Origin of the sequence: Halomonas sp. AOP22-C1-8 (assembly GCF_052378905.1) — a bacterium.
Taxonomy (GTDB): domain Bacteria; phylum Pseudomonadota; class Gammaproteobacteria; order Pseudomonadales; family Halomonadaceae; genus Vreelandella; species Vreelandella citrativorans.
Window position 1 is genome coordinate 15,381 of the sequence record NZ_JBQSYD010000021.1, and the last position, 19,318, is coordinate 34,698.

General features: G+C 51.8%; 16 protein-coding genes. 10 read left to right on the forward strand and 6 right to left on the reverse strand.

All coding sequences use genetic code 11. From position 1 onward, the window contains the following. Nucleotides 1–7: 7 nt before the first annotated feature. From cysS to ACT3TY_RS12180, 9 genes are all read left to right on the forward strand, one after another. Nucleotides 8–1,402: a cysteine--tRNA ligase gene (gene cysS, locus ACT3TY_RS12140; RefSeq protein WP_441679356.1), complete on the forward strand. Its 1,395-nt coding sequence runs from the start codon at nucleotides 8–10 to the stop codon at nucleotides 1,400–1,402. A 112-nt stretch (nucleotides 1,403–1,514) separates the two neighbouring features. Then, nucleotides 1,515–2,426: a glycine betaine ABC transporter substrate-binding protein OsmF gene (gene osmF / locus ACT3TY_RS12145; protein ID WP_444628417.1), complete on the forward strand. Its 912-nt coding sequence runs from the start codon at nucleotides 1,515–1,517 to the stop codon at nucleotides 2,424–2,426. 3 nt (nucleotides 2,427–2,429) lie between these two features. Next, complete coding sequence (locus ACT3TY_RS12150) at nucleotides 2,430–3,626, forward strand: ABC transporter permease (RefSeq protein ID WP_444628418.1); 1,197 nt, start codon at nucleotides 2,430–2,432, stop codon at nucleotides 3,624–3,626. After that, a complete protein-coding gene (locus tag ACT3TY_RS12155; protein WP_444628420.1) occupies nucleotides 3,623–4,588 on the forward strand; it encodes an ABC transporter ATP-binding protein in 966 nt (321 codons plus the stop codon). The genes ACT3TY_RS12150 and ACT3TY_RS12155 overlap by 4 nt, the downstream gene beginning before the upstream one ends. Beyond that, nucleotides 4,578–5,360, forward strand: coding sequence for an ABC transporter permease (locus tag ACT3TY_RS12160; protein WP_444628421.1), 783 nt, complete (start codon nucleotides 4,578–4,580; stop codon nucleotides 5,358–5,360). Before ACT3TY_RS12155 ends, ACT3TY_RS12160 begins: the two co-directional genes overlap by 11 nt. Before the next feature lie 349 nt (nucleotides 5,361–5,709). Next, the gene (locus tag ACT3TY_RS12165; RefSeq protein WP_444628454.1) at nucleotides 5,710–6,912 is read left to right on the forward strand and encodes a thiamine pyrophosphate-dependent dehydrogenase E1 component subunit alpha; all 1,203 of its coding nucleotides are present in this window, start codon (nucleotides 5,710–5,712) and stop codon (nucleotides 6,910–6,912) included. Between the two features lies 1 nt (nucleotide 6,913). Then, nucleotides 6,914–7,891 (forward strand): alpha-ketoacid dehydrogenase subunit beta, encoded by a 978-nt coding sequence (locus ACT3TY_RS12170; protein ID WP_087111445.1) that lies wholly within the window; start codon nucleotides 6,914–6,916, stop codon nucleotides 7,889–7,891. Between the two features lie 18 nt (nucleotides 7,892–7,909). After that, complete coding sequence (locus ACT3TY_RS12175) at nucleotides 7,910–9,175, forward strand: 2-oxo acid dehydrogenase subunit E2 (RefSeq protein WP_444628422.1); 1,266 nt, start codon at nucleotides 7,910–7,912, stop codon at nucleotides 9,173–9,175. 20 nt (nucleotides 9,176–9,195) lie between these two features. Beyond that, nucleotides 9,196–11,043 carry a protein kinase domain-containing protein gene (locus tag ACT3TY_RS12180; RefSeq protein ID WP_444628424.1) on the forward strand — a complete coding sequence of 616 codons (1,848 nt, stop codon included), beginning with the start codon at nucleotides 9,196–9,198 and terminating at the stop codon, nucleotides 11,041–11,043. Nucleotides 11,044–11,092: 49 nt separating this feature from the next. Here the strand turns inward: ACT3TY_RS12180 and ACT3TY_RS12185 are convergent, their stop codons facing one another. The 5 genes from ACT3TY_RS12185 to ACT3TY_RS12205 form a co-directional block, all read right to left on the reverse strand. Next, the gene (locus ACT3TY_RS12185; RefSeq protein ID WP_193054603.1) at nucleotides 11,093–11,704 is read right to left on the reverse strand and encodes an ABC-type transport auxiliary lipoprotein family protein; all 612 of its coding nucleotides are present in this window, start codon (nucleotides 11,702–11,704) and stop codon (nucleotides 11,093–11,095) included. After that, entirely contained in the window at nucleotides 11,701–12,642 is a 942-nt protein-coding gene (locus ACT3TY_RS12190) for an MlaD family protein (protein ID WP_444628426.1), read from the reverse strand. The genes ACT3TY_RS12185 and ACT3TY_RS12190 overlap by 4 nt, the downstream gene beginning before the upstream one ends. A gap of 3 nt (nucleotides 12,643–12,645) precedes the next feature. Further along, nucleotides 12,646–13,485 carry an ABC transporter ATP-binding protein gene (locus ACT3TY_RS12195; protein WP_172118783.1) on the reverse strand — a complete coding sequence of 280 codons (840 nt, stop codon included), beginning with the start codon at nucleotides 13,483–13,485 and terminating at the stop codon, nucleotides 12,646–12,648. After that, on the reverse strand, nucleotides 13,482–14,588 hold the full coding sequence (locus tag ACT3TY_RS12200) for an MlaE family ABC transporter permease (RefSeq protein WP_444628427.1): 1,107 nt from the start codon (nucleotides 14,586–14,588) through the stop codon (nucleotides 13,482–13,484). The genes ACT3TY_RS12195 and ACT3TY_RS12200 overlap by 4 nt, the downstream gene beginning before the upstream one ends. 166 nt (nucleotides 14,589–14,754) lie before the next feature. After that, a complete protein-coding gene (locus ACT3TY_RS12205; RefSeq protein WP_193054600.1) occupies nucleotides 14,755–16,455 on the reverse strand; it encodes a SulP family inorganic anion transporter in 1,701 nt (566 codons plus the stop codon). 262 nt (nucleotides 16,456–16,717) lie between these two features. On the opposite strand from ACT3TY_RS12205, the gene ACT3TY_RS12210 reads away from it, so the two are divergent. After that, nucleotides 16,718–18,373, forward strand: coding sequence for a methyl-accepting chemotaxis protein (locus ACT3TY_RS12210; protein ID WP_172118780.1), 1,656 nt, complete (start codon nucleotides 16,718–16,720; stop codon nucleotides 18,371–18,373). Here the strand turns inward: ACT3TY_RS12210 and rarD are convergent. Beyond that, nucleotides 18,344–19,252: an EamA family transporter RarD gene (gene rarD / locus ACT3TY_RS12215; RefSeq protein WP_444628429.1), complete on the reverse strand. Its 909-nt coding sequence runs from the start codon at nucleotides 19,250–19,252 to the stop codon at nucleotides 18,344–18,346. The two genes, ACT3TY_RS12210 and rarD, sit on opposite strands and share 30 nt — an antisense overlap. Nucleotides 19,253–19,318: the final 66 nt, after the last annotated feature.

Here is a 19,318-nt window from a genome sequence, read left to right on the forward strand (position 1 = left end):
TCGTCATATGCAAATTTACAATACGCTGACGCGTCGCAAGGAGCCATTTACGCCGCTGGTCGCGGGTAAGGTAAGCATGTATGTCTGCGGCATGACGGTGTATGACTATTGTCACCTTGGCCACGCCCGTGTCATGGTCGCATTTGATGTCATTACTCGCTATTTGCGCCACCGTGGCTATGACGTTACCTACGTGCGTAACATCACCGATATCGACGATAAAATCCTTAAGCGTGCTGAGGAGAATGGTGAAAGCATTACGGCGCTAACCGAGCGCATGATTGATGCCATGCATGAAGACGAAGCGCGGATGAACGTGCTGCCACCCAGCCAAGAGCCCCGTGCAACGGGGCATGTTGGGGATATCGTCGGCATGATCGAAACGTTGATCGAAAAAGGTTTTGCCTATCCTGCCGGAAATGGCGATGTGTACTACCGAGTGCGCAAATTCGCCACGTACGGCAAGCTCAATAACCGCCAGCTAGACGATATGCGTTCAGGTGCGCGGGTTGATGTGGATGTTCATAAAGAAGATCCGCTTGATTTTGTGCTTTGGAAAGCGGCAAAACCGGGTGAGGCGCACTGGTCATCACCCTGGGGCGATGGCCGTCCTGGCTGGCATATCGAGTGTTCGGCCATGTCGACCTGCTGTTTGGGGGATACCTTTGATATTCACGGTGGCGGGCCCGATTTGACCTTCCCGCACCACGAAAACGAAATTGCTCAGTCAGAAGCCGCGACGGGGAAAACCTACGTTAACACCTGGATGCATGCGGGCGCTGTCCGTGTGGATCAGGAAAAGATGTCGAAGTCGCTAGGCAACTTCTTCACCATTCGAGACGTATTGGCCGAGCATGATCCGGAAGTGGTGCGTTACCTGTTGGTCGCCAGCCATTACCGGAGTGCGATTAACTACTCGGTTGATTCCCTCGTAGAGGCGCGTAAATCGTTAACGCGCCTTTATACCGCGCTGGATGGCGTCGACACTGCGGCTCAAATGGATGAAGCCGCTAGTCCTTATCGTGACCGCTTCACCCAGGTCATGGACGATGACTTCAATACCCCGGAGGCGCTCGCTGTACTATTTGAGTTGGCGCGAGAGGTTAATCGTGCCAAAAGCGATACACCTGAAAAGGCCGTGGGGCTGGCTGGTGAATTAAAACAGCTCGCTGGTGTGTTGGGGCTTCTCACGCAAACGCCCGCTGCGTTTTTAAAAGGCTCTCAGTCGCAAGGGGTAGCGCTTAGCGAAACGGCTATCCAGGAAAAAATTGCCCAGCGTCAGGCAGCGAAAGCGAATAAGGATTTTGCTCAGGCAGATGCCGTTCGTGATGAGTTGGCGGCGCTAGGTATCGTGTTAAAAGACTCACGTGAAGGAACTACGTGGGTCATTGAATCTCCTTAGCAAGAGCCGGTGTGCCAGGCGTCGCTATAGCGGCGTCTGGCAGCCACTCAAATGCCACTTATACTAGTAATGCCTCCCCTCACTAAAAGACGTCTACTAAAGGATTGCCAAGATGCGCTTTACTATCAAATCTCTGCTATCTGTCGCTGCCCTGTCGTTGACAACATTAAGCCAAGCGAATGCCAATGAGCCCGTTGTCGTTGCCTCCAAAATCGACACGGAAGGGGCGGTGCTGGGTGAGTTAATCATTCAGACGCTAGAGCGCAACGGCATACCAACGCAAGACCGCCTTCAACTGGGTGCTACGAATGTGGTGCGTACCGCGCTAACTGCTGGAGAAATTGATCTATATCCTGAATACACCGGAAACGGTGCTTTCTTTTTCGATATGGCGGATAGCGATGTATGGAAAGATGCTGACCAGGCACATCAAACCGTACGTGAGTTGGATGCGCAAAATGGGTTGGTATGGCTAACGCCCGCGAGCGCGAATAATACCTGGGCCATGAGTATTCGTCAGGATGTTGCAGATGAGCATAATTTGAAAACACTGGATGATCTTACTGCTTATATTGCCGATGGCGGTGATTTCAAGTTTGCGGCCAGTGCAGAGTTCGTTGAATCCGCTCAGGCGTTACCCGCTTTTCAAGATGCGTACGGATTTGAGTTAACGGATGAACAACTGCTGGTGCTTTCAGGCGGTAATACAGCGGCTACAATGCGTGCCGCGGCTCAACAAACCAGTGGCGTTAACGCAGCGATGACCTATGGAACGGATGGCGGCTTAAGTGCCCTGGGCCTGGTGGTATTGGAAGATTCGAAAGGCGTTCAACCTGTCTATCAGCCCGCACCGGTCGTACGAGAAAGTATTCTTGAAGCCTATCCGGATATCGAGCCGCTGCTTCATGATGTATTTACAACCCTGGACGAGGTAACGCTGCAAGCGCTTAACGCGGATGTAGCCGTTAACGGTTTATCGGCAAGTCAGGTCGCTAACGACTATCTCGACCGTTTGGATAACTAATAAATGTCGCTTTTGGATGCGCTGCCCACGCCTCGCTTGGGGCGTGGTGGTTACCCTAATGCTGTTTTAATCAGTTTAAGTGTGGTGATGCTGGCAGCGGTTTGGGGGGTGGATACCGTCAGCGTTGCACCTAACCGAATTGTGCAAGGAGAGGGTGTTAACGTTCAGGGCGCCTTCGGCTGGCCCGGTGCTGTGCTTGTCTCATTACTGGTCATTGCGTTGGGAAGCCTGGCGTATCAGCCCAGCCGTACCCACTATTGGGCGGCCTTGGGCGTAGTGGTATTACTACTGACGCTGATGCCGTTTGGATTAATGGTCGCCAGCCACTTTTTAATAGACCCAGAGCTTCCTCAAGCGCGATTAGGCATCGGGGGCGGTTATTGGGTTGTCTTGTTTATCTCATTGTTAGGTATCGTTGAACTACGCCTGCGGCTTGGTTTAAAACGTTTATGGCCGGTTCTCATATTGTCAGGCGTTGGACTGATTTGGTGGCTTTGCGCGTGGCTCTGGTTAAGCGACTTGGCTCTGGTTCAGGAATTTAAAGCGCGTGATCATCAATTCATACAGGCGATCAGGCAGCATATTTTCCTGGTGAGCACCGCTGTGAGTATGAGTGTGGTAATGGGCACGCTGCTTGCCCTGTTGATGCGTCGCTTTGCCAGGCTGCAAAAGGTTGCTTTTGCGCTGCTTAATTTCCTCCAAACCATCCCTAGCCTGGCACTCTTTGGCCTTTTGCTGGCGCCGCTGGCGTGGCTTGCCGCCAATGTGCCTTTCCTGGCTAAGGTTGGGGTGAGTGGAATTGGTAATACGCCCGCGCTGATTGCGCTGGTGGCTTATAGCCTGCTGCCCATGGTGCGTAATACCTACACTGCCTTGGAAGAGGTCAGTCCGGATACTCTGGAAGCCGCAAGCGCCATGGGCATGCACCGTATTCAGCGGTTTTGGCAGGTTCGCCTGCCCTTGGCGCTGCCTGTGCTGTTGGAGGGTGTGCGCATTACGACGGTTCAAGCCATTGGGCTCACGGCAGTAGCGGCTTTGATTGGCGCAGGGGGCTTAGGTACCTTCATCTTTCAAGGGCTAGGCCAGGCCGCCATGGACATGGTGCTGCTGGGTGCACTGCCCATTTTGATATTAGCTTTGTTAGTGGATGCGGGCTTGGGTGCCTTGGCAGAAGCACTGCGCCCAGGAGGCGTCCAATGATCGAACTTTCTCACGTCTCAAAGCGTTTCGGTGCTGAAACGGCAGTTGATGCCATTAATCTAAAGGTGGAAAAAGGCCAGTTTTGTGCGCTGGTAGGTACCTCTGGCTGTGGCAAGTCGACTACGTTGCGCATGATCAATCGCTTAATCGAAAAAAGTGATGGTGAAATTACTCTGGATGGCCAGGCCATTGAAGCGTATGACCCGGTCAAGCTGCGCCGCCGGATCGGATATGTGATTCAAAGCACGGGGCTATTCCCTCACTGGACGGTTGCTCGCAATATTGGGCTGGTACCACGCCTACTGAAATGGCCTGTGAAAGATATTCAGGCGCGGGTTGAGGAGCTAATGGGCTTGCTTGGCTTGCCCGTTGCTGAGTTCGCACATAAGTATCCGCATCAGCTTTCTGGTGGGCAGGCTCAGCGCGTAGGTGTTGCCCGAGCCCTGGCGGCTGATCCGGATATTTTATTAATGGATGAGCCTTTTGGCGCACTGGACCCTATCACGCGCGTCAAATTGCAGGATGAGCTGGCAGGCCTTCAGGCACGGTTACATAAAACCGTTGTGTTTGTCACACATGATATGGATGAAGCGCTTAAGCTGGCTAATCATCTTGTCGTGATGCGCGATGGCCATATCGTGCAGCAGGGGACACCGCTTTCACTATTACAGCACCCCAAGGACCCTTTTGTTGAATCGCTTTTGGGTGGGCTTGAGCGTGGTTTAAAGCAAGCGGCCTTAACGCGAGTCAAGGACCACATGTCTTCGATGGGCCCAACGTTGCCCTCGCAGTTTCGTATACCCGCTGACTTTTCGTTGCGCCAAGCGCTTTCCATGATGCTGCGCGACCATACGGATCGTCTTGCCGTGGTCGATCAGCAGGATGTTCCAATTGGCGAGCTTTCTCTGCGTAAGATAGTAAAAGAGGCCCAGTTGGAAAAAGGAAGCATGCGTGAAGCCTGATGTGAAGCGTGTGATCCGTTCGACCCAAGCCACCGCAATGACGGCCTGGTTGTGGCCATTCTTATGGGGCACGCTGTTGGCTATCTGTATCGTGGGAATACCGCACGCTCAGGGTATCTTTCAATGGATAGAGCCGGATGTTCGGCAGGTTATCTATCAACGTACGCCTTTTTATGTGTTGCTTGAACGCCATGTACTGGTCGTTGGAGTTGCCGCGGTTGTTACCATAAGCCTGGGTGTTGGCGCAGGTATTGCGGTAACGCGTCGAAAAGGGCAGGATTTTTTGCCGTTAGTGTCGCAACTTGCATCACTTGGACAAACGTTTCCCCCCGTGGCGGTATTGGCCTTAGCCGTGCCGGTACTGGGTTTTGGCACCTTGCCCATTATTGTGGCGTTAATGCTTTATGGTCTGCTGCCGATTGTACGCAATACCCTGGCAGGGCTTCAGGATGTTGATAAGGACATTAAAACCGCAGCCCGTGCAGTGGGGCTAACGCCCCTTCAGGTGCTTTACCAGGTAGAGCTGCCTTTGGCTGCGCCCGTCATATTGGCGGGTATTCGTACCTCGGTGACTATCAATATTGCGACCGCTGCACTCGGTGCCACGGTGGGTGCCAGCAACCTGGGGGACCCGATCATTGCCGGCATTATTAATAACAATATGGCTTACGTCCTTCAGGGGGCCTTGGTGATTGCGCTTCTGGCGCTTACGGTTGATAGCATGTTTGATGCACTTCAAACCAGGCTGCGCTTACGACTCTCTTCTTCCTAACGCCTTGCTTCTAGGGTCTGTCTGAAAAGTCGACGAGCGAAGACAAGACAAGGCAAAAATTGGCGAAAAAACGGAGTTTACATGTGTAAATGAGTATTTTGAGCCAATTTTTAACGCCGTATTGTCGAGCGCAGACACTTTTCAGACAGAGCCTAAACCGCCATCTCCTTGAACCGTTCCAGATTATCTTGTCGTCGTTGGTCTCTTCGTCTTAAGTGGTATGCCTAAAGTTCTTGTGCTGCGTTACTGTCGTAGTCGTTGCGTTGACTGAAACCAGATAAATCCACTGGCATAAACAGTCATCTCCGACAATACTGCCTTCAAAAGAGGCATAACAAGGACAATAATGATGATTCGCTACGTACACCAGCCGACGTTTCTGACGGGCGATGAGCTTTCCATCTCCACCTTCAGCTTGCTCGACCCTGAAGGCGAACTTTATAGCGGTGCCGAAGCGCCTGCGCTAGAGCGTGAACACGCACGCAGGCTCTACCAGGCCATGCTATCCACTCGTATTCTTGACGAACGTATGATGGCCGCACAGCGCCAGGGGCGGCTTAGCTTCTACATGCAGTGCGTAGGAGAAGAAGCGGCGGTGGTGGGCGCCACCGCCGCCCTGGACGATGCGGATATGATCATGGCGCAATACCGTGAGCAGGGTGCACTGATGTATCGCGGTTTTTCCATTGATGAGTTTATGAACCAGCTATTCGGCAATGAGCTGGATTATGGCAAGGGCCGCCAAATGCCGATTCACTATGGCTCGCGTAAACTTCACTACATGACGATTTCGTCACCCTTGGCGACCCAAATCCCCCAGGCAACCGGCTATGCCTACGGTCAAAAACTCGCAGGCGATGGGCAGTGTACGTTGACCTTTTTTGGCGAAGGCGCAGCGTCAGAGGGCGACTTTCATGCGGCGCTTAATATGGCCTCTGTCCATAAAGTGCCCGTCATCTTTTTCTGCCGTAATAATGGCTATGCCATTTCCACTCCTGCCGTTGAGCAGTTTGCCGCGGATGGCATTGCACCGCGTGCGTTTGGTTATCACATGCACGTTATTCGTGTAGATGGCAACGATGTACTTGCCGTATATGAAGCCACTCGGCAGGCGCGCAAACTGGCGGTTGAGCATAATCACCCGGTGCTGATTGAGGCGATGACGTATCGCCTTGCCGCTCACTCATCCTCTGATGATCCTTCTGGCTATCGCTTAAAAAGCGAAGAAGAGACATGGCGCCTCAAGGACCCCGTGCTGCGAATGCAAAAATGGATGTTGAAAAAAGGTTGGTGGAGCGAAGAGGAGGAAACCCAGCAGCAGGAATCACTGCGCCGTGATGTGCTTGAAACCATGAAGCGTGCTGAAAAGCGGCCTCCACCCTCATTGGATAGCCTGGTGAGTGATGTTTATGCTGATGTAACCCCAGCGCTTCAGCGTCAATTCGACCAACTTAAAAGCCATATTCGTCGCTACCCTGAGGCCTACCCCCAAGGCTCCCGGTCGTTAGACTTGACCGTGAAGACGCCCACTGACTCTAAAGGGGAGGCGTAACATGCCCACGATGAACATGTTGCAGGCCATTAATAATGCGCTGGATATCGCCATGGCCGAGGATGAAAAGGTCATTTGCTTTGGTGAGGACGTCGGCATTTTCGGTGGTGTGTTTCGCGCCACCAGCCATCTACAGGAAAAATACGGTAAAGCGCGGTGTTTTAATACGCCCCTGGTAGAGCAAGGCATTATTGGCTTTGCCAACGGTTTGGCAGCACAGGGTTCGGTGCCTGTCGCCGAGATCCAGTTTGCCGACTATATCTTTCCCGCGTTTGACCAGATTGTTAACGAAACGGCCAAATATCGTTATCGTTCAGGCGACTTGTTTAACGTCGGCGGACTAACGATCCGTACCCCGTATGGTGGGGGGATATCCGGTGGGCTTTATCACTCTCAGTCTCCGGAAGCCTACTTTACCCATACGCCAGGGATAAAAGTGGTGGTGCCGCGTAATCCCTACCAGGCAAAAGGCCTGTTGCTGGCTTCCATCCGCGATCCAGATCCGGTGCTTTTTTTAGAACCCAAGCGTCTTTACCGCGCTTCAGTGGGCGAGGTGCCGGAAGAGGATTATCAGCTGCAGATAGGTGAAGCAGACATCATCAAAGAGGGCAGCGATATTACCCTGGTAGGATGGGGCGCCCAGATGGAAGTAATTGAGAAAGCAGTAGAGCTTGCTGAAGCGCAAGGCATTGCCTGCGAAGTGATTGACCTGCGCTCCCTGCTTCCCTGGGATGCCGATACCGTTGCTGAGTCTGTACTGAAAACAGGTCGGCTCGTCGTCAGCCATGAAGCACCGCTAACCGGAGGTTTTGCCGGCGAAATAGCAGCGACCATTCAAGAGCGTTGTTTTCTCTATCTCGAATCGCCGATAAAGCGGGTGACCGGGCTGGATACTCCTTTCCCCTTGGTATTGGAAAAAGAGTATTTTCCCGATCATTTGAAGATTTTTGAAGCGATTCGTGAAAGCGTTAATTTCTAGCGCCCAAGGAGAAGAGCAATGAGCGATTTTAAATTGCCAGATATTGGCGAAGGCATCGTTGAGTGTGAAGTCGTGGAGTGGCGGGTTGCGGAAGGTGATCATATCGAGGAAGACCAGCCCATCGTTGAGGTAATGACCGACAAAGCGCTGGTGGAAATCACCGCCCCTGAAGCGGGTGTGGTAACACGGCTTTATGTGCCACAAGGGCAAATTGCCAAAGTGCATGCTCCACTCTACGCCTACCAGGGCTTGGATGAGAACGAAGGGGAAGGAGGCCGCTCTGTTTCGCATCATGCATCGTCAATAAGCGAGCTACCGGATGTGCCGGATGACGCTGTTGAGTTACCCGTCGCTACGCCGCCCAGTAACCCAACTGCACAGGGAGCTTATGGCAAAGTGCCCGCGAGCCCGGCGGTAAGGCGGCTAGTACGAGAGCATGGGTTAACAATTACCGAGGTGGCTGGTAGTGGCAAAGAGGGGCGAGTGCTTAAGGAAGACGTGCTGGCGCATATTCACCACAACGAGGTAGAGACATCGCCAGCGCCTACTATCGGTGAGACGCACAACCCAGAGCAGGACGCGCCACGTATAGAGCCCTTACGCGGCGTGCGTGCCGTGATGGCAAAACGCATGGTTGCCTCTGCAACGACTATTCCGCATTTTCACTATGGCGAAGAGCTTGATGTTACTGAGCTATTGGCGCTCCGCGAGCGGCTAAAGCCTCAGGCAGATGCTCAAGGGCAGCGCCTTACGCTGATGCCCTTTTTTATGAAGGCGTTAGCACTCGCCTTGGCCGAAACGCCGATACTTAATGCGCAACTCAATGAAGCCGGTGACGAGCTTCACTACTATCCTCAGTGCAATATTGGTATGGCGGTAGATAGCAAAACCGGATTATTAGTGCCCAATGTTAAAGGCGTTGAGCGTTTGACGTTGCTTGATATCGCTCGTGAAGTGGGCCGCTTGACCGTTGCTGCACGTGAAGGCCGTGTCGACCAGGCTGATCTAAAGGGAGGGACGATCAGTATTTCCAATATCGGTGCCCTAGGGGGGACTTATGCCACGCCTATTATTAATGCCCCCGAAGCGGCTATTGTTGCGATAGGCAAAACGCAGTGGCTGCCGCGTTTTGATGAGCAAGGCGCCGTTCAGCGCCGCGCCATTATGACAATTACCTGGGCAGGAGATCATCGGTTTATTGATGGCGGCACCATTGCGCGCTTTTGTAATACATGGAAAGGCTTTTTGGAAGCGCCTGAAACAATGCTGCTTTATTTGGGATAAATGCACGTTTAGGACACAAGATGCCGCAGGCGCCGTTACAGCAATTTTATATACCTGAAGAGCAGTCGGTCTATCTGCTGAGCCATAATGATGCTCAAAAGCTTAAAGACTGGGTAGCGCTCTGCCAAGCCCAGCTTAGTCAGCTTGGGTATCAGGGTATTGAGCTGATTGGCAAAGGCGCCTACGGTTTTGTGTTTTCTGGCAGTGTGCCCAGTGGCGATACGCTGGCGCACTACGTGTTCAAATTTTCTCGCATTACGCTGCCTACACACTTACAGGAACGTCTCGAAGAAGAGGCGTTTATGCTGGATCAAGTGTCTCATGCTCGCATTCCCAAGTTAATCACCTACCAGCGCGCAAGAGGTCAGTCGATTTTAGTCATGGAGCGCGCACCCGGTTGGAATCTGGAGCAGATATCCCTCAAAAGAGGACGTTTGTCACCACGCTTGATTATGCGTATAGCGCGTCAGCTTGTTGATATTTTAATCGCGCTTCGCCGCGACGCTGGGGCCCATGGCCGGCCAGTGGTACATGGTGATATCAAACCCTCCAACCTGGTCTTCGACCCTGACACGGAGTCTATTGCACTGATTGATTGGGGATCGTCTGTTTTTGCTCAATTGGATGCTCAACTACAGTTCGTTGGGGCGAATGTGATGGAGCTGATGTCCGATAACCTACAGCAAACCAATGCACGTTTGGGTGACGTCTATTTTATTGGTGAAGAGCAGCTAAACGGTGCGCTCTCTTCGCCACGTTTTGATGAACAGGGCGTGGCGGGCACGTTGTATGCGCTGGCATCAGCACAGTCGTGCCGGTTTGGTCATCGCGCTATTCCCGCAAGCTCCCTGGGGTTGCCTATGGAATTTGCCCGTACATTGGATGGTATGCTGGACCCCGACCCGCAGGTTCGCCTTACTGCAGGCAGTTACTTTATCGACACAATGCCGCGCATGGCAAACGTGGTAATGCTTGATTTTCCCCCCAGCCCCGAGGCGCCTCTTGTGCCCGTATGGGTTCGCCCTGTGCAGCAGGAAATTGATACCGTGGTGTATAGCTCTCGCAAGGCGTTTCTGCGAGAAGCCAGCGTTGAGGAAACGCTTAACGAGGTTAACGATGTACAGCTGGACCGTTACTATAAACAGTTTATGCAGGGGATGGGGGAGACAGAAAAAGCGTTTTTAGCCTCGGTAAGTCGGCTGGGTAAATATCCGGTAGTAGGAGGGCTGGCCGTACGTTGGGAGCGCGAAGGGGTATATATTGATTCTTCCCTTAACTTGCATGACCCAGACGTGAAGCCCGCCTTTATTGAAGCTGTTAATAATACGGTTCACTTGGCGCGCGCCATTCATCGCCAAGGCGTTTTCAAAAGCTGCTTATTTAATGCGCGCCAAACGCTGCATATAGAGCGGGAAACGGAGCGTGAGCCGTTTTACTGCCAGCCTGATATGGCGATTAACTACGAAATGAGCGCGGTGCCAGAGCTGGAGGATCGGAGCCGCCAGCATAGTTATTTTGAAGATGGGCCCGATCCGGAAGAGCTGTTGATATTGCCCTCCGAGATTATGACGATCCTGCAGCAACTTAACGATATTCATCATACCGGAATGATTATTTTCGAGGCGCTCCCTCAGCATCTTAAAATACACAGTTATTACCGACTGCTTGACCCCGCAAGGGAGCGCGAGTTTCAAACATTGCTTACCCATATTTTAGGCGCGGTTAACCAGATCCAGGGGTTGGGCGTTTCTGGTTTTATGAAGATGCCCTATAAAGACACCCGCTTTTTTACCCATCTGGAGCGGCAGCCCGAGCGCTACTACCCACAAAACCCACGAGAACACGTTAAAAACATAAAAGCCTGCTGATCTCTTACGGATAGACATCAGCAGGCTTAAAGTGGCGTCAAACAGTGGTCTAAAAAGAAGACCTGTTGGCTTGCAGCCATGTGATCAGCTGTTCAACCAGAGTGTCGCTTGCGCGGCCAAAGGCGTCGACCACTGAAGATATATCAACATCGGTTGCCTGACTGGTCGTGGTAAACGTGCGGTAAGCAATAGGCATTCGGTCATGGGTGTTTACAAGCTGGACATCGAGCTGAATAACGGCATTAGGGCGCCCATTTTCATACTCACTTTGAAAACTACGCAGTGAGCTGAGTAGCTGCAGCTGAGAGGGCAGTTGATCGGTCCCGACATTGCCAAAGAGCTGACTTTGCTGCAAACCTTCTATTAACCGTGATTGAACGAGAGCGGGGGTATCTTCATACCAGCGAGCGCCTTCATACACATTAACGATATTTTTTTCCGGATAGACCACTATGCGATTACCGCTCAGCAGGTATCCGGCTTCTGGCGTAGCAATGCCCAATGTTTCAGTCGCTGCATTGGAGGGCATGTTTATGTCAGGCACGTTAGTGGAGGGGAGGCGATAAAGCGTCGCCGGGTCGTTTTTAGGGACGATGGAGCACCCAGCGCTCAACAAGAGTACGGATACAGTGAGTACGGCAAAAACAGGGCGTAAGTTCATGGGCTAAACTCCTTTATCTGGTCCCGGCCCAACAAGAATTCAATTGGGTTTTCATCCAGCTCACGGGCGATACGATCCAATGAGTTAAGCGTTGAACGCAAGGAAGAAAGCGCAGGACCAATATCGCGGGTGCCTTGCAAGGTACTATCAACTGCGTCAGCATTTTGCTCTATCAGTTGCTCCATCCGCTGCGCTGCGCGGGCGATATCCTGGCTGGCATTGGCAGCATTTTGCATAACGTTTTGTCCATCTTGTTCGAGCAGCTGGGTAACTTGCTCACTCAGTACGTTAATACTGGCCATCGTGGTGGTCGCTTGGCGTGATGCAGTGCCTAATAGGGCTAAGTTCTCTTCAAACGCTTCACGCTGTGACGCTATCATTTCGGTAATTTGGTCTATATTCGTCAGTACGTTACTTGCATTCTGACGATTACTATCATCGAAGAGGTTATTCACATTGGCCAAAATTGAATTAACGTTATCAACCACTTCTTTACCCTCTTCTAAAAAAGTGGAGAGCGGGGAAGGGTCTGCATGAATAACGGGTATTTCATCACCCGCATGATCAATTAACGCAGGACTATCCGGTGTTCCACCGTAGAGCTGTATCGACATGCTGCCAGTAATACTCGCAAACGCTAGCTGCGCGTGAGTATCTTCTTTGACGGGGGTATCTTTTTCGACACGAATTTTGGCAATAACCTGACGAGGATCTGCAGGGTTGAGATTCAGCGTTGTTACATCGCCTACTCTGATGCCGTTATATTGCACTGCACTTCCTACTGTCAGCCCGCTAACGCTGCGTTCAAACAAGACACGGTACGTTTGATAGTCGCGCTGACCCGCTGCATGGCTGATCCAGAGCGTAAATAGCAGAGCCGCTGCCGCCGTTATTACTGTAAATAAACCAATTAGAACGTGATGAGCGCGTGTTTCCATGTGCTACTCACTCCTTAGCTGACGATCATTTGAGTGGGCGGTCTTGTTGGCGGCTCTGCCACGAGGCCCGTTAAAGTAGTTCTGAACCCATTCATCATCCGTCCGGGCAACATTTTGAATGGTATCCGTTACTAAAACACGTTTCTGAGAAAGTACGGCCACTCTATCGCAAGCGGCATAAAGTGTATCCAAGTCGTGTGTTACCAGGAAAACGCTAAAGCCTAGCGCATTACGCAACGTGACCAGCAATTGGTCAAACGCAGCGGCGCCAATAGGGTCCAAGCCTGCAGTAGGTTCATCAAGAAACAGAATGTCAGGGTCTAATGCCAGTGCGCGAGCCAAGGCGGCACGCTTAATCATGCCCCCAGAGAGCGACTCTGGATACTGCAATGCAGCTTCGGGCTCAAGCCCCACCAGCGAGAGTTTTACCCGCGCCAGATATTCCGCATCTTCTCGTGGTAATTTGGCATGCTCAATAATGGGCAGCGCCACATTCTCTTGTAAGCTAAGCGAGCTAAACAGGGCGCCTTGTTGAAAAAGCACGCCAAAGCGTCGCTCAACCTGGCTGCGCTCCTTACTGCTTAGCTGGTTAAGATCATTACCCAATACATTAATTTTGCCTGCATTGGGGCGTTTTAGCCCCACGATACTGCGCAAAAGAACAGATTTCCCCGTGCCTGATCCGCCCACGATTCCGAGAATCTCGCCGTCGAGTAGATCAAGGTCCAGCGATTCATGAACGACGTGGTTACCAAAGCGGTTTTCCAGGCCGCGAACTTCAATCACCGGTCGTCCAGACGAGTGGCTGGGTGATTGGTTTGAGGAGTCAGTAGATTCGCTCACCAGCCCATCTCCATAAAGAACAGAGCGGCAAGTGCATCAATCAAAATAACCATGAAAATGCATTGCACGACACTGGATGTGGTATGAGAACCTACTGATTGTGCACTACCACTAACCTTGAAGCCTTCCAGACAGCCAATGACGGCAATAACAAAGGCGAATATGGGGGCCTTGCTCATCCCTACCAGGAAATTATTCAACGCAACATCTTTTTGCAGTATGTAAAGAAATTGCCCCGTTGATATATCCAAAGCGAGCACTGCGACAAGCGCGCCTCCCATTAAGCCACACATCATTCCTATAAAGGTAAGTAGAGGCAGACTAACGAGAAGCGCTATGATCCGTGGCAGCACTAATAACTCAACAGGATCTAGCCCCTGCGTCTGTAGCGCGTCAATTTCTTCATTGGATTTCATCGACCCCAACTGAGCCGTAAATGCACTGGCAGTTCGGCCTGCCAATAAAATTGCTGCCAACAAAACGCCAAATTCACGTAGAAATGAAAATGCCACCAGGTCAATGGTGTAAACAGTCGCGCCAAATTGTTCGAGAACAGTGGCGCCCAGAAACGCAACGACCGCACCCACCATGAAGGTTAACAAAGCAACAATGGGAACGGCATTAAGGCCGCTTTGCTGTATTTGGGCGACGGTGGCCGTTATTCGCCAACGCTTTGGTTTAAAAGCGACCTGTACCAGTGTCGCGATGACGAGCCCGATGAAGGCCAGCAACTGGCGTTGCTGCGACCATAACCCCGCCATGTGCTCCCCAATACTTGCCAGCGCATCAGTGAGACGGTTGGAACTATGCTGCACGGCTTCGATCGGGGCGTCCATCGCTTCAGCGATACGCTTTAAAAGCGCTTGTTGTTCCAGAGGGAGCTCGCCTGCCCAATCGCTTATTGCGCGAGACTTTTCAATGCCGATCATGCCAACAATGACAGCGGCTCCTGCGGTATCCAGTCGCTCAATACCGGTAAGGGATATATCGTTTGGTTGGGAATAGTTTTGAGCCGCATTTTTTAGCTGCTTGTAATTAGAAAGCGTCCATTCGCCCTGTAATACTAATTTTTCGTCCCGCTTTATAATCCACTCACTTGGCATTTTTGCTCCTAAACGCCGTTGGCTCGCTAAAATATTCACATTACTTTAATCGAACCATCTAGAGAAGCCCTCTCAAAACAACGTATTACTTACTCCTTCGTAATTATACTGTAGCTGATTAATCGCCGTTTAGAGTAGCCAGTTATACGCATGTTATCCATCTTATCTACGAAAACTCTCGCCAAGCTGCATAAGTGCTCAAAAAAACCCGACCTGTTAGAGCGTCCAGAAAGGCGCTCTTTTTAAGCTTGTCCATGACAGGACCTTTCACTTCCGATAAATGAAGTTTGACGTTGGAATCTTTGAGTCGCGCATTGATGGCATCAAGGCTTTCCAGCGCAGAGGCATCAATTAGGTTAACCGCTGAACAAATCAGTACCACATGCTCAAGTTCAGGATGACTGGCCACCAGATTATAAACAGTATCTTCCAGGTAGCGAGCATTGGCAAAGTAGAGGCTTTCATCGATACGTAGCAGTGCCACATGGCTAATGGTTTCTACATTATGGCGGTGGGTATTACGAAAATGTTCGGTATCCGGTACCCGGCCAACCAGTGCACTGTGTGGGCGACTGGTACGGTAAAGAAATAGCGCTATCGATAATGCAACACCGCTCATAATACCGGCTTCAACTCCCTCGACCAGCGTCAATAAAATGGTCACGGCCATTGCGGCAAAATCGCTGCGCGAATAACACCAGGTTTGACGCAGCATGGAAATATCTACCAGCGTTAAAATAGCCACCGTAATGGTGGCGGCCAGGGTGGCAATCGGCAGGTAATAAAGCCAGTCGGTAAATGATAAGGTGATAAGTGCAATGCCCAGAGCCGCAAACGCCCCGGCCGCTGGGGTTTGGGCTCCGGCGTCATAGTTGATCACCGTCCTTGAAAGCCCCCCCGTTACCGGCATTCCGCTGGTAACACCCGCTGCCAGATTGGCGGCTCCCAAGCCGATCAGTTCCTGGTTTGGTGAGATGCGCTGGCGCCGTTTTGCCGCCAGCATTTGGCCCATGGACACGGACTCGACAAAACCTACCAGGCTAATCAGCAGCGCCGGAATTAACAATGCTCGCCATAAGGAGGCGTCCTCCCACGGAAAGCTAAGCGCTGGCAAGCCGCTTGGAATAGCGCCTACTACCTCAACGCCTGCCTCTGTGAGTTGCCAATGCCAGGTAATAAACGTAGTTGTAACGACGGCAAAAACAGGCCCCGCCTTGGTGATTAAGTCAGCAAGCGCGGCAGGAAGGCCCAGTGCGCTAAGCGTTTGCTTCCCATAGCGACGCATGGCAATAAGAAATACCAACGTGCCTGCGCCAATCGCAAATGTGTAGGGGTTAAATTGAGGCAGGTTGGGGAGTAGCGTCATCACACGCTCAGTTAGTGTGAAGCCGCTACTGGAGACGCCTAAGAGACTCCCTAACTGGCTTGCTGCAATGAGTATTCCGGAGGCGGTTAAAAAGCCAGAAATGACCGGATGACTTAAAAAATTACTTAAAAAGCCCATCCGTAGCGCGCCCATCGCGACTAATATAGCGCCAGAAAGTAATGAAAGTACCAAGGCTGCCTGTAAGTAGGCATCAGTGCCTGGCTGCGCTACGGAAGCGAGCGCTGCGCCAGTCATCAGCGCGATAATGGCAACGGGGCCCACGGCGAGCGTACGGCTTGTCCCCATTAGGGTGTATAGAAGCTGCGGCAGGATACTGGCATATAATCCGACAACGGCTGGCAGTCCAGCTAGTAATGCATAAGCAAGCGATTGCGGAATGACCATGATGGTCACAATGATCCCAGCAAGCACATCAGCACCCAGCAGGCGTCTATGATAGTGCGGCAGCCAAGTGAGAATAGGTAAATAACGCTTAAACATGGGCTCCGGGCCATCAGGCATCAATGGTTTTTAAGAACCGTTGGTTCTTTTATTAATCCTTATATTAACGCGTTATGCCAGTAATTACGGCTCGGCTTCTTAAATAAGCCACCTCTCTTCCCCCAAAGTGTTACTTATTTCATCAGCATAACCCGTTAAGCTCGTTAAGAAAATTGGGCGCCTCTTGGCGTTTTGCTTACCGCTGTCCACAAAAACGCCGACAAACGCAGCTCGATAACCTTAATTACAAAAGAGTCCCACTATGCGTCTACTTCGTGTGCTGACACCATTGATATTGCTCGGATTATCGGTTTGGTTGGTTGCCCAAGCGGGTACCTTTAAATACCTGGCACTTATTTGCGCCGCGTTAGCGGGGGCGGGGCTGGTTGCTAATGCGCTGCTCAGTGTTTTTATGGCCGACCAGCAGCGTCTTGCCCAGCCTGTTCGTGGGCCAAAACCGCTCAAGGATTACGCGTCGCTTCGTGCGATGGCGTATCGCTTAATGAAACGGGCAAGCAAAACGGCCATTGCTTCGGCAGAGGTCTCTCACTATGCCGATCTTATGGACCAACGTCTTATCAGGCAGGAGGCGATGGCGCATGAAGCATCCTCAAGCATGAACGAAATCAATACCGCTATTTTGCAAGTAAGTACGAGCGCGACTCACGTGGCCACATTGGCAGAAAAGGCGCGCGATGCCAGCCATCAGAATCATGACGAGCTGACGGATATTGTCAGCGATATGAGCCATGTGGCCGAGCGCTCAGATCAGGCGTTAGAAATGTTGACTGCGCTTAATGACAAAATAGAGAGGGTGCGCAATGTCACCGAAATGATTGAAGGCATTGCCGAGCAAACCCATTTGTTATCACTTAATGCGTCGATTGAAGCGGCCCGGGCGGGTGAGCATGGCAGTGGGTTTGCCGTGGTGGCCGAAGAGGTACGGAGCTTGGCGCTTAAGACCTCAACCGCGACGCAGAACGTAGAAACGCTGGTTAAGGATATGCATCAAAGCGGCCAGGGAGTTGTCTCTACGATGGGCGCGATAATGGTGCGTATTCGAGAGCGCTCCGAAGGGCTGCAACAGGTAGGCAAGCGTCTGGCCACCATTACCCAAGAGTTTGATCAGGTTCAGCATGAGACCACAAGCGTCGCCACCGCCATGGAGAGCACCAAAACCCATAGTCAGACCGTTGCCGAGAGTCTACGTCAATTAGAGAGAGACGTAGATGAAGGTAATCACAATATGCATGATTTGGCTGCGCAGGCGCGTTCGTTAATGGAAGCGGCTGAAGGGGTGGATGGTGAGCTGGCTCAGCAGCGCCTTCAGGGGCGGCATCAACAGGTATTTAAAGCGGCTCGCCAAACGGCTGACCGCATTGGCAAGCTATTGGAAAAGGCCATTTCCCGCGGAGAGCTCGTAGAATCAGCCCTTTTTCAGCCAGATTATCAGGCACTTCCGGACACTCGGCCAACGCTCTATCGCACAGGGTTCGACAACTTTACCGATCAATATTTACCAAGTGTGCAAGAGCCTCTGCTAACGGAATATAGCTTGAGCTATGCGATTGCCTGTAATCGTGATGGCTATGTGCCTACTCACAATGAGGCGGTTAGCCGACAGCCCACGGGCGATATGGAACATGATTTAAAGTACTGCCGCAGCAAGCGTATTTTTGATGACGCGACGGGAAGTCGGTGTGGTGCTCATCAACACCCATTATTGCTTCAAACCTATAAACGCGATACGGGCGAGATCATGCATGATCTATCGGTACCGATTTTTATCCATGGCAAACACTGGGGTGGTTTCCGGGTTGGCTATCAGCCAGAGGGGGTAGAAGAGGCGAGCTCTGCCCTGACATTATCGCATTCAGGGCAAGAAGCGTTAGCGGATAGCGGCCTGGTGCGGGCGTGATTGCCAGGATGACCAGGAATAGAGCGCAAGCCCAAACCAGATCATAATAAAAGTGGCAAGCTGTATGGTACCCAGCGGTTCACCAAAAATGGTTAAGGCGATCAAAAACTGAATTGTAGGGTTGATGTACATCAAAAAGCCCAACGTCGAGAGCCGTAAGCGTCGAGCCGCACCCGCGAAAGCCATCAGCGGTAAAGCGGTTATTACGCCGCTTACCGCCAGTAAAACACTCGTTGGTACATCAATCATGAAGTGTGAATTACCCTGCCAGCTAAGCCATGTCAGGGCGAGCAGAGCCAGCGGGAACAGCAGGAGGGTTTCTACAAACAGTCCCGATAAACCGTCCAGCGGCACCTGCTTTCGAAAAAGCCCGTAGCTACCAAAGCTGAGTGCTAGCATCAGGCTGATCCAGGGCAGTTCACCCAGCAGTGCAAATTGGATGGCAATGGCCAAGCCTGCAAGGCCTAACGCCACTAACTGAAGACGTGCCATCACTTCACGCAGCACCAGCACGCCCAGTGCCACGTTAACGAGTGGCGTTAAAAAATAGCCAAGGCTTGCTTGCAACACCTGATTGCTTTCCACCGCGTAAATATAAAGCCCCCAATTGAAGCCGATTAACACGGCGCAAATCAGTACACGGCCTAAACGGCGAGGCTGGCTCAACGCCGTTATCACGGGGGACCAACGGCTTAACATCGTGATGAGTACTACAAGAAAAACACACGACCACACTATTCGGTGGATAAGAATTTCAAACGCTGGAATACCGTCAAACAGCGCGAAAAAAAGCGGGAAACACCCCCACATTATATAGGCTGCTAACCCAAATGTGACGCCTTTGATGGCCTGTGGATCACGCGCTGGAGGGGAAAGCATAGCAGCCTCATTATTTAAAAATGCTAATCTACCACATAATTGCGAAAACATACTGGCAAAGGAGAC

What these genes read in the sequence shown, in the direction of transcription:
- ACT3TY_RS12200 (WP_444628427.1), bottom strand. Translation starts at nt 14,588, where the DNA reads ATGCCAAGTGAGTGGATTATAAAGCGGGACGAAAAATTAGTATTACAG.
- ACT3TY_RS12155 (WP_444628420.1), top strand. Translation starts at nt 3,623, where the DNA reads ATGATCGAACTTTCTCACGTCTCAAAGCGTTTCGGTGCTGAAACGGCA.
- rarD (WP_444628429.1), bottom strand. Translation starts at nt 19,252, where the DNA reads ATGCTTTCCCCTCCAGCGCGTGATCCACAGGCCATCAAAGGCGTCACA.
- ACT3TY_RS12175 (WP_444628422.1), top strand. Translation starts at nt 7,910, where the DNA reads ATGAGCGATTTTAAATTGCCAGATATTGGCGAAGGCATCGTTGAGTGT.
- ACT3TY_RS12205 (WP_193054600.1), bottom strand. Translation starts at nt 16,455, where the DNA reads ATGTTTAAGCGTTATTTACCTATTCTCACTTGGCTGCCGCACTATCAT.
- osmF (WP_444628417.1), top strand. Translation starts at nt 1,515, where the DNA reads ATGCGCTTTACTATCAAATCTCTGCTATCTGTCGCTGCCCTGTCGTTG.
- ACT3TY_RS12190 (WP_444628426.1), bottom strand. Translation starts at nt 12,642, where the DNA reads ATGGAAACACGCGCTCATCACGTTCTAATTGGTTTATTTACAGTAATA.
- ACT3TY_RS12170 (WP_087111445.1), top strand. Translation starts at nt 6,914, where the DNA reads ATGCCCACGATGAACATGTTGCAGGCCATTAATAATGCGCTGGATATC.
- ACT3TY_RS12150 (WP_444628418.1), top strand. Translation starts at nt 2,430, where the DNA reads ATGTCGCTTTTGGATGCGCTGCCCACGCCTCGCTTGGGGCGTGGTGGT.
- ACT3TY_RS12210 (WP_172118780.1), top strand. Translation starts at nt 16,718, where the DNA reads ATGCGTCTACTTCGTGTGCTGACACCATTGATATTGCTCGGATTATCG.
- cysS (WP_441679356.1), top strand. Translation starts at nt 8, where the DNA reads ATGCAAATTTACAATACGCTGACGCGTCGCAAGGAGCCATTTACGCCG.
- ACT3TY_RS12165 (WP_444628454.1), top strand. Translation starts at nt 5,710, where the DNA reads ATGATTCGCTACGTACACCAGCCGACGTTTCTGACGGGCGATGAGCTT.
- ACT3TY_RS12185 (WP_193054603.1), bottom strand. Translation starts at nt 11,704, where the DNA reads ATGAACTTACGCCCTGTTTTTGCCGTACTCACTGTATCCGTACTCTTG.
- ACT3TY_RS12180 (WP_444628424.1), top strand. Translation starts at nt 9,196, where the DNA reads ATGCCGCAGGCGCCGTTACAGCAATTTTATATACCTGAAGAGCAGTCG.